Below are 13,934 nucleotides of genomic sequence, written 5' to 3'. Positions count from 1 at the left end.
GTGCCTTTAACGAGCGGCGAGCCAGGTGACAAGTAACCCGCCGGTAGCTTTCAGATCGAAGGTCGGCCCCTCGCCGGGATGTGGCGAGGGGCCGAGTTGCGTAGTGGCGGGGGTGTTCAGGCCGCGGCGGGCTCCGGTTCGGGGTCCGGGTCCTGGGGGACGGGGTGGGCGAGTTGGAGGCGGCTGCCCATGTTCAGCCGGACCTCGCCGTAGGGCTGGATGTGCATCCAGAAGAGCGGGGTCAGGGCCCGTTTGTCCTCGTCGGTGAGGAGGTTCGCCCATTCGGGGTCGGCGAGCATGTCCTGGATCATCAGGGTATTGACGAAGACGAGCGCCGTTTGCAGGAGGTGGAGCGCGAGGACGGATAGTTCTTGCTGGTCACGTCGGTTGGAGGAGAGTTCGCCGCTCTTGCCGAAGAAGATGATGTCGTTGGCGCCGTTCCAGCCCTCGACGACGTTGAGACCTTCCTGGATCTCGCGCTGGAGGTCGCGGTCGCGCAGGTAGCGGGCGACGAAGATGGTCTTCTGGGCTTTTCCGACCTCCAGCATGGCCTGGTAGACGGGGTGGGAGGCGGTGCGGGTGAAGCGCCGCAGGATCGCCTCGGTGGAGGCGGTGCCGACCCGGATCGCGGTGGCGTACTTGATGAGCTGGTCGTAGTTGTTCTCGATGACGTCCCAGCGGATCGGGCGGGTCATCGCGTCGGCCAGGCGCTCGTAGGTGTCCTCGTCTTCGCGGCCGGGCCGGTAGAGCTTGACCTTGTTGATCTGCTTAATGCGGGGCAGCAGGTCGTAGCTCAGGAGCCGCGTGAGGCCGAACCCGATTTCCGACTGGCCGTGCGAATCGACGTAGTTGCCCTCGGCCTGCATGGTCGTGGCGTGGCGCATCATGCCCTCGATCGCGGCGGCGACCTCGGAGGCGGTGCAGTTGAGAAGTTGGCTGTGAATGGCCATCGAGCCTTTTTCGATGTGCCAGTACACGAGGACGCCGCGGCCTCCGTAGCGGGAGTGCCACTCGGTGAAGATGTTGCGGTCCCAGGCTTTGAAGTGTGTGGAGTCCGAGGCGACGGTGGTGGTGCCCTGGCCCCAGACCGTTTCGGAGCGGGCGGCGAAGGTGGCGTTGGCGATCTCGACTCCGGCGGCTTTGAGGCCGACGGCGGTCAGGTAGCGGCGGGCGGTGTAGCGGAGGTCTTCCTCGGTGTGCCCGTGTTCGCCGGCCGCGACCGAGCTGATCCCGGAGTTGGTGCCGTACGCGTACGCGATCAGCAAGAGACGTTCCAGGAGCTTGGCTTCGTCGATGGCCTCGCGGGTGCCGGCCGGGGCCATGGCCTTGAGCATCCCGGTGCGCAGGGCGGCTTCCTTGAGGATGTCGATCAGGGCGACGGTTCCCCATTTCTTGCGGATCGCCTTTTTGAGCTTGCGCAGGTTCTTCGGTTCTTTCTGCGGCTCGGGGTCGGTGAACTTGATCGCGCCGTTGCGGTGCTTGCCGCTGATGGTGACCCATGGCAGTTTCGGGAGCTTGGTGTCCAGCGCGCCGAGCTCGGCGCGCATCTCGGCCTGGAGCTGGGCGGTGAAGACCTTGCCGTCGCGCGGCTTGTTGAGCTTCTCGTAGTACTCCGCTCGGTGGACCTCGAAGTCGTCGGGCAGGTCGTCGTCGGGGTTGCGCCACTTGTCGGCGCCGACCACCCAGATCTCCTTGCAGCGCAGCCTCTCGCGCAGGGCCTGGAAGACGCACGCCTCGTAGACGGTGCGCATGACGCGCTTGGGCCCCTTGTCGGGGGTGAAGATCGCGAACTCCATCCAGTCCTTGCGTACGACGCCGTCCAGCGGGATGGTCTCGCCCAGCGGCAGGTAGGTGGTGGAGGAGTCCCTATGCCGCTCGATCAGCTTCAGGGCCTCCATGACGGGCTTGTGCTGGTCGTTGGAGGAGCGGAAGTCGAGCACGCCGAGCAGCTTCATCAGCCCGCTGCGGTAGTGGTTGGAGTAGGAGGACTTGAACACCTCCCGCTTGCTGCGGGCGAACTCCGCGTTCGTCGCCTTCATCTCGGCGACCAGGTCCTTCAGCGTCTTCTCCCCGCCGGCCGCCGGGAAGACCACCGAGCGGACTGAGCCGTCCGGGGCGCCGAGCGAGGCGGCGGCGATCTTCCCGAGCAGTCCCGACTTGCCGCGGACCTTGGTGAACTCGGCGACGAACGCCTCAGTCACCTTCTTCTCCGCCCGCGCGTTGATGCGGTGCACGGTGGAGTTCAGCAGCTCCACCAGGGTGTCGGTGATCTCCCGTTGGCGCTGGAACAGCAGCGCGGCCAGGAGAACGTGCCGCACTGGGGCGTCGAAGCGCCGCAGGTGGCTGGGCGAGGACGCCGACGCTCTCGCCCGCCAGGCGCCCACGACCTGCACGCCGATCCCGGTGAACACCTTGGCCGGGACGCCGACGGCGCGGACCTGCTTGAGCTTGGATATTTCGTCCAGCAGTGAGTTGAGACTGACGTTGCCCGGATGGGACTTGATGTCCGCCAGGACCGATTCCACGTCTTTGTCTTCGTCGTCCTCGGCGGTGTCGTCGTCCTCCGCGCTGGTGTCGCCCTGGGCGACGTTGTCGCCGGTCGGGTCGGTGAAGACCAGCGCGTCCAGCCGGCGGGGACAGTCCTCTGCCCGTGCGAGCCGTGCGGCGACCTCGGCGATGGCCCGCTCGTCGGCCTGGTGCAGCGCGGAGCGGATGATCGTGGTGACCTGGGCCGCGGTCGGCGGCTCGATCAGGTCCACGCGCATCTGCCGCAGCAGCTCGGCCCGCACCTGCTCCTCGCGGCGTTCGTCGTGCCAGATCACGTCCACCAGGTGCGAGACGAGCTTGACCAGGTCGGTCTTCGTGCACTCATGCCAGCCCGTCAGATCCCGCAACTCGCTGCGATGCCGTTTCGCGGCGCGTGAGGCGAAGTCGTAGAACCCCAGCTCGGACGCGGCGACGCCGACCTGCTTCGCGACGTGCTCGACCGCATCGGGCGGCAGTTCCAGGCGCATCCGGGGAAACCGGCCGCGCCAGGTCAGGAACTTGAGCTGGACGGCGAAGCCCAGCCTCGTGGCCCCGGTCTTGTTCCGTAACCAGCCCGCCTCGTCGCCGGACAGGGTGAAGTGGTCCACCACCCCGTCCAGACCCAGTTCCCGCCCCACTGTGCAGCCCCTTCCGCCCGCCCCCGTGATCGGCATTCGGGCTGGACGGTAGAGGCGCCGCCGTACACCGGGCACGGATATCCGCGAAGCAGCCCGTCGAGGAGTGCGGACCTGGTAGAGGCGCCCGGTCAGCCGACGGGGATGATGTACGCGCGGGCGAAGTGGGTGCTGATGGCCGCCTCGTGGAGGTGTCCGGCGATGGCGCGGTCGCCTTCGACGCCCATGACGACGTGGAGGTGGAAGAAGCCGTTGCGGATCTCGCCGGTACCGGTCATCTCGCCGGGCAGGTCGTACTTGGTGATCGTGTCCTTGAGCGCGTCGCCTTCGGGCATGGTGGAGACGGTGAAGGAGTCGGCGGCCCCGATCAGGGAGACGATCGCCGCGTCGGTGACGCCGGCTGCGGCGGCCTGGCGGTTCAGCTCGTCGACGAGCTCACCTTCGGGGACTTCAAAGACGATCATGCGGGACTCCGTCCGATCATGGGGCTCAGCTCCCGCAGCATGACCGAGGAGCACCAGCGGGCGCCAGAGTCCCGGGGGTTGAGGGCTTCCTTGGCGAAGCGGGCGGCGAGGAAGTCCGCGCGGCGGGCGTAGGCGGCGGGCTGGGAGGCGATCCGCCCGGCGGTCGTCCAGTCCACAGCGCAGACGCGGGAGGTGACGGCCGTCAGGTAGAGGTGGCGGACCTCCTCGTCGTGGGCCAGGACGCGGGCGATGTCGTCGGCCTGGCCCTGGCCGGGGACCTTGGCGAGGATGCCGGCGGCGTTGACGCGCAGGATCGGGATGCCGCCGTCCAGCATCCACCGGCGCAGGTTCGCGGTGGACGCCTTGTCCGCCAGTGACGCGGTGACGATGTCCGCGCCGTGCGTGGTCTGGACGCGGGCCAGGGGGCCCGGATCGCGGCCGGCGATGCTGGCCGCCAGCTCCGAGGCCAGCGCGCCGTGTCGATGCCCTCGCGGCCGTACGCGTCGCGCTCGGCGGCCTGGCGCCGCAGGCCGGCGCCCGGCCGGTGCCCGCGGTGTGGGAGACGACGTAACTTCCGGCGCTGGTCCAACGCCTTCGCCCGCACCCGCGTGGACGGGCTGGAGCTGTCCACCGAGGACCGTCTCGTCTACCAGCAGGTGTTCGACCCGGCGTTCGGTGAGACGTGGGCGGCCTATCTCGAACACCGCTCCCTCCACCCCGCCGGCGGCGGGCCGGGCCTGCCGCTTGCGGAGCGGCTGGCCCAGGCCACCGGCGGTGATCTGCCCGCCGACCGCGTGTTCCACCCGGCGGTCGACCTGCGCAACGAGCGTGCCGTGGCCCTGCTGCTGGCAGGCGAGAGCGAGCAGGACCGCCGGGCGGTCGCCCGGTACGCGGACGCCCTCGCGCGCGAGCGCCGCAGCCGGCCCGGGTTCACGGTCGCGGCGGTGCGCGACGACCTCGCCCGCCGGCTCCTGCTGCGCGTGTGGCGGTGCCCTGAGCAGCACTTCGACACGGAGGCGTCCGCGCGCGGGCTGGTCAGCGGGGCGCGCGCCGTCGAGAGGGCCAAGCGGCTCGTACCCGGGCTGCTGGACGAGATGACCGAGACTGCCGAACGGACGGAGACGGCCAGTGTTACGCGGTGACGGCCTGGTGGCGCTGCCCGGAACGGTGCGCGCCCTCACCCCCGAACAGACGTGGGAGGCGGTGGCCGGACGTCTGCCGGAGTTCGGCATCACCCGGGTCGCGGACCTGACCGGCCTGGACTGCGTCGGGCTTCCGGTCTTCACGGCGATCCGGCCTGCCTCGCTGACCCTGAGCACCTCCCAGGGCAAGGGCGCCACCGGCCTGCTGGCGAAGCTGTCGGCCGTGATGGAGGCGATCGAGCTGTGGCACGTCGAGCAGCCGCTGCCCGTCGCCGCGTACGGCCCGGCCTGCGAGGTTGCTCCGGGCTGCCCCGTGACGGCGCTGCCGCTGACCGTCCCCTGCCCCGCGCACATCCTGGCCCGGATGGTCTGGGAGTGGACCTGTGGCACGGGCTTGGTGGGCGGCGAGAAGGTGCTGCTGCCGGTCGATCTGGTCCGCCGCCGGGTACAGCGGCCCCAGTGGAGTCCGGATCTGCTGCGCGCGACCAGCACCGGCCTGGCCTGCGGGAACAGCAGGGACGAGGCGCTGCTGCACGCGCTGTTCGAGGTGGTGGAGCGGGACGTGTTGTACCGGGACGGGCAATCCGGCGGGCGGCGGCGCACCCTCATCGCGCCCGGGACGGTCGAGGACCCCCACGGACGGGAGGTGGTCGACCGTCTGGTGGCCGCGGGCATGGCGCTGGAGATCGCGCTGGTGGACGGCCCGATGGGCCGGCCAGCCCTAGACCATCAACGCCGAGACCACCCCCGGCGAACTGCAGGCGGCCCTGGCCAAGGTTCCCGCCAACCGGTTCGCCCCGCTGCAGTACCTGCTGCAAACCGGTGCTCTGTCGCAGCGCGGCAGCATCCACGTCCTTCGGCTGGCATTTCACGCTCGCGGACCTCTCCGACCACCGCCGGCCCACCACCGACGATGTGGCCGAGGCGATCCGGCTGCGTACCGGACAGGAGCCGTGATGGTCGACCTCGACCAAACCCGGCGGGCCCGGGCCTACCTGGCCTGGCTGTTCGAACCCACCGACCCCGGTTTGCAGAGCCTGGTCGCTCTCCACGGTCCGGCGGCCAGCGCATGCGGCCGGCATTGCCGAGTCGGCAAGCCTCAGAGGTCCTCAGTCCTCAGTCAGCCGTTGATCTGGTGATGTTGAGTTCAAGGCTGAGCGGGGGGCAGCGCCGAAACCGCGACCGGTCGGCTGCTGGAAGCGCCTCAGGCCGAGCGGAATCGGCTACCTGGTACGAAGACCGTCGCAGACGACCGTGATCACGCGGTCGAGCGCGCTGGTGTCGGCTGGGTCGACCTCCCGCGCAAGGCAGCCGCTCATCAACGCTTTCACGTCGGCGAAGGTGATGCCACCCCGTACCGCGCCAGCCCGTTGGGCGGCCTTCAGCATGGCGTGCAGCCGGCCCGACACGTCGCTGCCGGCGTCGACGCCGGCCGACTCTATGTCGAATCCGGCACCCGCCAGCGACTCCGCCAACCCACGGTGGTCGGCGCCCTCATGGATGAGCGCGGCGAAGAAAGTGAGGAACGCAGTCCCCGGATCCTCCCTCGCCGTAAGGGCGTCCGCCCGGGCGGTGAGCAGCGCCATGCGATCAAGCAGAACCGCCGCGAACAGCGCCTCCTTCGTGGGAAAGTGGCGGCTCACGGTGCCGGTCCCCACCCCCGCACGTCGTGCGATCTCGTGTACCGGCACGGAAAGCCCCTCGGCGGCGAACATTTCCGCCGCCACCCGCAGCACCAACGCCCGATTGCGGCGAGCATCGGCGCGTGGTGCCCGCGCGGGCTTGGTCATCGTGCTTCACCTCTTCTGTACAAGCGGGATCAGCGTACCGTATATTCTCATCCGGGATGGCCGTCCCGACTATAAGCGATCATAAGGGGAGCAGCATGACTGGATGGACCGCCACCGACGTCGGTGACCAGCATGGTCGCACCGTCGTCATCACCGGCGCCAACGGCGGCATCGGCCTCGAAACAGCCAAAGTATTCGCGGCCCGGGGAGCTTCAGTCGTACTGGCCTGCCGCGACCGCGGCAAGGCCATGGCGACGGCCGCCGCCCTGCCCGGCGGGAACGTCACCACGGTCGGCCTGGACCTGGGCTCACTCGCCTCGATCCGCCACGCCGCGGAAGAACTACGGTCGCGCCATTCTCGCCTGGATCTGCTCATCAACAACGCCGGGCTGATGATGCCGCCGCTCGGACACACCGAGGACGGATTCGAACTCCAGATCGGGATCAACCATCTGGGCCACTTCGCCCTGACCGGTCTCCTCCTCGACCGGCTCCTCACCACGCCCGGCTCCCGCATCGTGACTGTCAGCAGCAGCGCGCACCGCCAGGGGCGCATCGACATCGACGACCTGCATTTCCAACGCCGCCGATACAAGCCGACGACCGCCTACAGCCAGTCAAAACTTGCGAACCTCTTGTTCACCTACGAACTCCAACGCCGCCTCACCGCGGCAGCGGCCAACCCAATCGCGGTCGCGCTCGAACCCGGCATCATCTCGACCGGCCTCCAACGCCACGTCTCCGGAGCGATGGCCTTCAGCGTCGCCGTCCTCGGGAAACTCATCGGCCAACCCGACACCGCAGCAGGCGCGCTCGCCACCCTGCGTACCGCGACCGACCCAGCCGTCAAGGGAGCCGACTACTATGCACCCGACGGCCGGATTCTGAACGCATCAGGCCATCCTGTGCCGGTCCGATCAAGTTCCGCGTCACATGACGCCGACACCCAGCGCCGATTGTGGGTGGAGTCGGAGCGGCTGACCGGCGTGACGTACTCCTTCAACAGCCGGTCCGACGCGGGCACAGCCGCATGACGCTCCGCTGACTTCTCAAGATCGCGGCAATCTACCTCGGCGCCCCTTGGCGCCGCCTCGCTGCTCATTCCGCGGGCCGCATCGTCCGGCCTAGGTCATCCATTAACACCTTTCGATGTGTTCGCGGCACGGCGGCCGGTCCGGCTCGGGCGGAGTCGCGACGGTGAAACGAATTTAGGGGAGAAGTTGAAATGCCTGATTTTTTCGAGATCCTTGGCACCACGCGATCAATGCGGCGGTTAAAGCCCGACCCGGTGCCGGACGAGATGATCAAGCAGATCCTGGAAGCCGGGACGGCTGCGGCCAATGGCGCCAACAACCAGACCTGGCGTTTTCTGGTGATCAAGGACCCGGCGATCAAGAAGGCGGTGCAAATCTGGTATAAGAAGGCGTTCGACGAGGTCATCGGGCCACGTTACGCCACCAGTGCGCCGCCGCCGGGCATGACCGCGGAGAGATACACCCGCCAGCGCGGTGCCGTGGAATACCTGACGGAGCATTTCCATGAGGCGCCGGTGTGGATCGTTGCCTGCCTGAAGGACGGGGCGAACCCGACACGCGGCGCTGGCGCTTCGATCTATCCAGCGGTGCAGAACATGCTGCTGGCAATCCGCGCGCTGGGTCTGGGATCGACGCTGACGGCGCGGCACTTGATGCACGAGAAAGAGGTCGAGGCCGCGTTGGGGCTGCCGCCGGGCGTGCATTCCTACGCGATTTTGCCGATCGGTTACCCGATGGGGAAGTTCGGCCCGGTGGGGCGGGGCAAGTTGTCCGACTTTGTCTATCTGGACAAATGGGAGCAGCCATTTCCGGCAGTCGCGGAGAGCTGAGATTTCACACCACGGCGGCGGCGCGGGACTCCCGGCAAGGGGGCACGCTCGCCGCCGGTGGCGTAACGGTTCGGTGCGCGGCAATGCATGAACTGTCCATATCGCCCGCCGTTTGACCCAGGGACGGGTCGGGATAGGCGTGCGCCAGGGGATGCGGCCGACGCCAGGGTCTGGGGCCTGGTGGCCGGGCAAGATGACAGACGCCTATGACATGGGCGACCCAGAGAGCTGCGATTTCGGCCGCCAGCGCCGGACGGCTTCCCGAGATACCGGAAGCGAAAGTCATTCCGGCACCGTCCGCGCGCCGCCGCTGACGATCGCGGGCCACCGGCTCAGTGGCTGTCATTGACCACATTCGCGAGCGGCTCGCCTCGCAGGAATCGGCCGACCTGATCGTGCACGAGCCGCTCGACATCCCGGGCCCAACCGGTCGACCGCCGCCGATGTGCGGCGTGATCACCAGATTCGGGGCACTCCACAACGGATCACCAGCGGGGATCGGCTCGACTTCGAAGACATCGAGGAATGCGAACAGCCGCCGGCGGTTCAGTTCGGCCAGCAGCGCTTCGGTCACCACCAGCGCTCCGCGGGCCACGTTGACCACCGACGCGCCGTCCGGCAGCCCCGCGAGAAACGCGGCATCGACGAGACCGGTCGTTTCCGGCGTATTCGGCAGCGCCAGGACGACGACATCGGCGTCGGGCAGCAAGGCCGGCAGTTCGCTGAGCTCGTGCACTCCCAGACGGGCGCGGCGGGCCACGACCATGACGTCGGCATCGAAGATCCGGGCCGCCGTGGCTACCCTATTGGTGCCGAAAACCTCATCCGAGTCGCTCGGCTTCGGGTTGAGCGGCCTCGGCCGTCCTGGAATCATCTTCGGTCGTGGATCTGCGCCTCGTCTACCTGATCATCGGCGGGCTGTTCGAGTGGCTGCGCCTGTCTCGCCGTTCCGAGTCGTGGAAGACCGCCGAAATCTTGCTACTACGCCACCAGCTCACCGTGCTGCAGCGCCAGGTCGACGCGCGACCGAAAATGAGCTGGGCTGACCGAGCGCTGATGGGCCCGGCAGCCGGCGAATCACGATGGTCAAGAAGGCCGCCGTCGGGACGTCGGGATGAGGCGCCTCACCCCCGGCGGCGTGCGCCCGGGTCGCGCTCGGCGACGTGCCGGGCGACCGCGTCGACGCCGGGCCGGGCATACCGCTCCAGGGAGCGGACCGAGGCGTGGCGGGAACGGGCCAACAGCATCGGCGTGGACGTGCCTCCCTCGGCATCGTGCGTCAAGGCACTGTGCCGGAGCCGGTGCAGCGTGAAGCCGTCCAGGTCCTCGATGTCCTCGGGCGAGGCGAGCGGGTTGGCCAGCAGCCGGGTGTTCTCCTCGAAGATCTCTTCAGCCCGCCGATACGACAGCCTCGCCCGCCCGGTCTCCGGGCACACGTCCAGCGTCGGCGTCCCGGCCGGTGCCTTGCGGCCGGTGAGGAACAACGGACCACGCGCGCGGCCCGCGATCAGTCGGGGCAGCAACTGGGCGGTCCCGGACTGCCAGTGAATCCACTCCGTGGCGCCGCCCTTGGCCAGGGTCCGGCCACGCTTGTCGCCCGGGTGCAGGTCCTCCACATTCAGGCACAGCACCTCATCCGCCCGCGCCGCCGATTCGTAGAGCATCTTCCAGCACGTCTTCTCCCGCAGCGAGACGTCCAGCCGCCACAGGGCGGCGATCTGGTTCTCCGCCAGGGCCTTGGTGCGGTCCGGCGGCGCCGGCCGCCGCTCGATGCCGATCGTCGGATCGCCTTCGATCCAGCCCTGGCGCTGCCACCAGCCGATCGCCTTGCGCGCGATGGACAGCTCCCGGTTGACGGTGTCGGCGTCCATCTCGTCCGCCCGAGCCGCCGCCAGCTCGGCCAGCACCTCCGGCAGCACCGGATCGTCGATCACGGCTACGGGGAAGAGGGGCGGTGTCGCGCCGCGGCGGGCCGGACCGGTCGGCGCGCGCTCGCCGGCGAACATCCATCCCCACGTCGTCAGCGAGATCCGGTAAATCCGCGCGGAGGACTTCGCGATGCCCGCGCCGGTGAGGTACCGCTCGACCGCCGCGGTGTACGACGCGGGAGGGGCGGACATGGGCACGACGCGGGCGCGCGGCAACCGCAACGCGCCCCCGCCCTTGAGCTCGGTCACTGGTTCGACTGACACGCCCGCCCCGCCCTCCCGGCACCGCCGCAGTAAATGCGTACACCTCACCCCGGCGGCCGGAATGGCCCGCCGCAGGTCGCGATGATCACGGTAGAGGCTCCGCCGCAGTAAACCCGGCATTTACTGCGGCAGAACCCTGACGGGGCGCCAGAGCCCAGAAGTCCGATAAGCCGACCTCGAAACGGAATTACCGCTACCGCTATCCGCTGCTCGCTTGGCCCTCACCCCGAACCAGCGACTGACCGTCACGTTGACTACAGAGAGCTACTTGTCACTTGGTTCGCCGTTCGTTAACGGCACCCCACCCTCGGGAGTGATATTCCACTTCGACCGCGGCGCCCAATACACATCCATCACCTTCGATACCTACGCCAAGAAAAACAACATCCGCCCCTGGCTCACCCTCCGCGACCTGACAACCGAGACCGCCGACTGGATCGAGAACTACTTCAACACGAAACGCCGCCATTCCACACTCGAATACTTGACACCCAGAGAATACGAGCCAGGATACAGACATATCAGCCAGCTGGCAGCCTAAAAAGGTGTCCAGAAAAGCGGAAACACTCCAGCCTCAGGGGTAGAGCTTCTTCTGCTCGGCGAGCATTGCTACATACGTCTCGATCCGCCGCGCCCGGGTCTCGGGCTTCTTGGCGTCCTGAATGCGGTACAGGACCGCGTATCGGTTCTGGCCGTCCAGTGTCGCGAAGAACTTCTCAGCGGCGGGGTTCGCGGCGAGAGCCTCAGTCAGATCGTCCGGCACCGAGGCGCTCCTCCACCCGTCGTACGCGGCGTCCCAGCGGCCATCCGTCTTCGCACGCTCGATCTCGGCAAGCCCCGCCGGTCGCATGCGTCCCTGTTCGAGCAGGGACGCGGCCTTATCGCGGTTTATCTTCGACCACTTACTCTTGGGCTTGCGTGGTGTGAACCGCTGCAGCCAGTAAGAGTCGTCGAACTTTCCCTTCTGCCCGTCGATCCAGCCGTAGCAGAGTGCCACATCGAGGGCCTGTGTGTAGTCCAGCGCCACGACCCCGCGGGCCTTCTTTCTGAGCTTCAGCCAGATGCCGGGGGAGGAGGAGTGGTGCTCGCTCAGCCAGTGCTCGAATGCCTGAGCAGATTCGAACATAATGATTTCCAAGTCGTCAGCCTCTTCAGGAGTGAACACACATGCTGGCCAATCGTCGCGCATTTCGGACATGGCGTGATGGCCATTCCCGCGACCGGGCCGAGGTCCCGCGACACGCGCAGACCATGGCGGCGACGAACCGGGCCGTGCCGTCCTCGGGCGGGGCGACCTGACAGTCTCGGAGGCCTGGAAGGAAATGGCCCCGGCTCGGCGCCGTTCCTGATTTCGGTGGCTCGTTCGTCAGGGTCGGCCGTCGGCTGGGAGGCCCACCCGCCCAGGGCAGTGAGATCTGTGCGGTCCGGTGGGGCGGACAGCAGGACGGCGGCGAGTTCGCCGCTCCTGTCCGGGCGTGCGGTCATGGACATCAGTCGGCCGATCATGCTCAGACCTGGGTGGAGATGCAGAACGGGTGGCCGGCGGGGTCCAGCAGCACCCGCCACCGATCGGGATGCGGCTGGACCGGGGGCTCGACGGCGCCCAGGGCGAGCAGACGGGCCTGGGCGGCGTCCAGATCGTCGACGCCCAGGTCGATGTGAGCCTGCTTCTCCTGGGACGGGTTCGGCCAGGTGGGACGCTGGTAGCCGGCCAGCCGGTTGAAGCCCAGACCGGGCGAGCCTTCCTGGCCGAGCAGGATGAAGTCGTCGCTGGAGTAGGCGACGGGCAGACCAAGGGCGTCGCCGTAGAAGCGGGCCAGCTCGGCCGGGTCCAGGCAGTCGAAGGTGACGGCCGAGTAGCGGATCGCGGGTGCGGGTGTGGCTTCGGTGCTCATGGGGAAGACGCTATGACGGGATCAGGACAGAAACGGTCCTGGTCATGGGAAGCTTCGGGATGTGAGCAGCACCTCCGCCCGCCTGCTGCGACTGGTTTCGCTGCTGTCCGCGCGGCCGTCGTGGACCTGCGGCGAGCTGGCCGAGCGGATGGAGGTCACCGACCGCACAGTCCGGCGGGATATCGCCAGGCTGCGGGAACTCGGCTACGGCGTCGAGTCCGACCCCGGGCCGTGGGGCGGCTACCGCCTCGGCGGCGGCACCCGGGTGCCGCCGCTGATCCTCGACGATGAGGAGGCGCTCGCCGTGGCCGTCGGACTGCGCGAAGCCGCACTCAGCGGCGTCCTCGGCAGCGACCAAGCCGCACTGTCAGCACTCCTGAAACTGCGGCAGGTCCTACCGCCACGCATCGCGTACCGGCTGGGCGAGATGGACGCCGCGTTCGTGCACACTCCCAGACCCGACGAGCGGCAGATCGCGCCCGGCATGCTGCTGGAACTAGCCACCGTGTGCCGCCGAGGCGAACGTACCCGCCTGTCGTACCGCGACCGGGAAGGCAAGGCCACCGTCAGGGACGTCGACCCGTACCGCCTCGTACACACAGGGCGCCGCTGGTACTTCGTCGCCCAGGATGTGGCGCGGGGCGAGTGGCGGACGTTCCGGGCCGACCGAGTGGAGCAGGCACGGCAGACCGGACACGCGGTGGAGCTCGTCGACCCGCCCGACCCGGCACTTCTGGTCTCCCGCTCCATCGCGAGCGGCGCCTACCCGCTTTACGTGACGGTCCGCCTCCCGCTGCCGCAGGAGCAGGCGCTGCGGCTGGTCCCCGCGACGGTCGGTACCCACCACCCGGACGGCCCCGATGCCACCGTCGTCGAGATCGGCGGCCCCGACGCGGACGGGCTCGCCAAGTACCTGCTCAGCCTGGGCACCCCACTACAAATACTGTCCCCGGACAACGTACGGACGGCCCTGCTGCGCCGCACGCGGGAACTGTTCGAGGACAACGGGGGCGGTCAGCTCCCATAGGGAGCGTTGAGTGTCTCAGGCATGGCCCGGGCGGCGGGGCCGCAGAGGCCGGTACCCTGCCGGGTCGAGCTTGGCGACCTCGGTGTCGACCTCCACCGCGATCGTGCCGTAGAAGTTCACGTTCTCCGAGTGTGCCGGGGAGATACGCGCCAGCAGCTCGTCGTCGATAGCCCGGCCCTCGGCTCCCATCTGGTTGATGGCCAGCCCGTAGTACTCCGTCGTCCAGGTGACCACCACGTTCGTCAGCAGGATGAGGCACCACGTCCGCTCGGTCTGCTGGGCCAGGTGACGGTGCCGGATGGCGCCCTCGTGCGCGTACAGCAGGCTGCGGCGCAGGGAATGCAAGGACTCGCCCTTATTGAGCTGCCGGACGATCTTGCGCCGGTAGGTCTCATCCGC

General features: G+C 68.4%; 15 protein-coding genes. 6 read left to right on the top strand and 9 right to left on the bottom strand.

Annotation, left to right across the window (positions count from 1 at the left end; all coding sequences use genetic code 11):
- Positions 1-116 precede the first annotated feature (116 nt).
- From U9983_RS22565 to U9983_RS22555, 3 genes are all read right to left on the bottom strand, one after another.
- On the bottom strand, positions 117-3,200 hold the full coding sequence (locus U9983_RS22565; protein ID WP_322755938.1) for a Tn3 family transposase: 3,084 nt from the start codon (positions 3,198-3,200) through the stop codon (positions 117-119).
- 92 nt (positions 3,201-3,292) lie between these two features.
- Complete coding sequence (locus U9983_RS22560) at positions 3,293-3,625, bottom strand: PCC domain-containing protein (protein WP_322755937.1); 333 nt, start codon at positions 3,623-3,625, stop codon at positions 3,293-3,295.
- Positions 3,622-3,960 carry a hypothetical protein gene (locus U9983_RS22555; RefSeq protein ID WP_322755936.1) on the bottom strand — a complete coding sequence of 113 codons (339 nt, stop codon included), beginning with the start codon at positions 3,958-3,960 and terminating at the stop codon, positions 3,622-3,624. The genes U9983_RS22560 and U9983_RS22555 overlap by 4 nt, the downstream gene beginning before the upstream one ends.
- Before the next feature lie 63 nt (positions 3,961-4,023).
- Here U9983_RS22555 and U9983_RS22550 point away from each other — a divergent pair, with 63 nt between their 5' ends.
- On the top strand, positions 4,024-4,767 hold the full coding sequence (locus U9983_RS22550; RefSeq protein ID WP_322755935.1) for a hypothetical protein: 744 nt from the start codon (positions 4,024-4,026) through the stop codon (positions 4,765-4,767).
- Positions 4,754-6,025 carry a YcaO-like family protein gene (locus U9983_RS22545; protein ID WP_322755934.1) on the top strand — a complete coding sequence of 424 codons (1,272 nt, stop codon included), beginning with the start codon at positions 4,754-4,756 and terminating at the stop codon, positions 6,023-6,025. The genes U9983_RS22550 and U9983_RS22545 overlap by 14 nt, the downstream gene beginning before the upstream one ends.
- On the opposite strand, the gene U9983_RS22540 is transcribed toward U9983_RS22545, so the two are convergent.
- Entirely contained in the window at positions 5,991-6,557 is a 567-nt protein-coding gene (locus tag U9983_RS22540; protein WP_322755933.1) for a helix-turn-helix domain-containing protein, read from the bottom strand. The two genes, U9983_RS22545 and U9983_RS22540, sit on opposite strands and share 35 nt — an antisense overlap.
- A gap of 95 nt (positions 6,558-6,652) precedes the next feature.
- Between U9983_RS22540 and U9983_RS22535 the strand changes: the two genes are divergently transcribed.
- Positions 6,653-7,591, top strand: a complete 939-nt coding sequence (locus tag U9983_RS22535) for an oxidoreductase (RefSeq protein WP_322755932.1) — start codon at positions 6,653-6,655, stop codon at positions 7,589-7,591.
- A gap of 191 nt (positions 7,592-7,782) precedes the next feature.
- A complete protein-coding gene (locus U9983_RS22530; protein ID WP_322755931.1) occupies positions 7,783-8,421 on the top strand; it encodes a nitroreductase family protein in 639 nt (212 codons plus the stop codon).
- 4 nt (positions 8,422-8,425) lie between these two features.
- Here U9983_RS22530 and U9983_RS22525 read toward each other — a convergent pair whose 3' ends face one another.
- Together U9983_RS22525 and U9983_RS22520 are read right to left on the bottom strand one after the other, a co-directional pair.
- Entirely contained in the window at positions 8,426-9,295 is an 870-nt protein-coding gene (locus U9983_RS22525) for an NAD(P)-dependent oxidoreductase (protein ID WP_322755930.1), read from the bottom strand.
- A 250-nt stretch (positions 9,296-9,545) separates the two neighbouring features.
- Positions 9,546-10,613, bottom strand: a complete 1,068-nt coding sequence (locus U9983_RS22520; protein ID WP_322755929.1) for a site-specific integrase — start codon at positions 10,611-10,613, stop codon at positions 9,546-9,548.
- Between the two features lie 214 nt (positions 10,614-10,827).
- Here U9983_RS22520 and U9983_RS22515 point away from each other — a divergent pair, with 214 nt between their 5' ends.
- Positions 10,828-11,154 carry an IS3 family transposase gene (locus U9983_RS22515; protein ID WP_322755928.1) on the top strand — a complete coding sequence of 109 codons (327 nt, stop codon included), beginning with the start codon at positions 10,828-10,830 and terminating at the stop codon, positions 11,152-11,154.
- 33 nt (positions 11,155-11,187) lie between these two features.
- Here the strand turns inward: U9983_RS22515 and U9983_RS22510 are convergent, their stop codons facing one another.
- Positions 11,188-11,739 (bottom strand): YdeI/OmpD-associated family protein, encoded by a 552-nt coding sequence (locus U9983_RS22510; protein ID WP_416211485.1) that lies wholly within the window; start codon positions 11,737-11,739, stop codon positions 11,188-11,190.
- 382 nt (positions 11,740-12,121) lie between these two features.
- Positions 12,122-12,508: a VOC family protein gene (locus U9983_RS22505; RefSeq protein WP_322749496.1), complete on the bottom strand. Its 387-nt coding sequence runs from the start codon at positions 12,506-12,508 to the stop codon at positions 12,122-12,124.
- Positions 12,509-12,569: 61 nt separating this feature from the next.
- Here U9983_RS22505 and U9983_RS22500 point away from each other — a divergent pair, with 61 nt between their 5' ends.
- Complete coding sequence (locus U9983_RS22500; protein ID WP_322755926.1) at positions 12,570-13,535, top strand: YafY family protein; 966 nt, start codon at positions 12,570-12,572, stop codon at positions 13,533-13,535.
- A 15-nt stretch (positions 13,536-13,550) separates the two neighbouring features.
- Here the strand turns inward: U9983_RS22500 and U9983_RS22495 are convergent.
- Positions 13,551-13,934: Tn3 family transposase (locus U9983_RS22495; RefSeq protein ID WP_322755925.1), on the bottom strand; the 384-nt coding region annotated here is incomplete at its 5' end.

This window comes from Protofrankia sp. Cas3 (assembly GCF_963555955.1).
Classification (GTDB): Bacteria; Actinomycetota; Actinomycetes; order Frankiales; family Frankiaceae; genus Protofrankia.
Note: the sequence above shows the minus strand (reverse complement) of the source record. Positions and strands in the feature narration are given on the sequence as shown.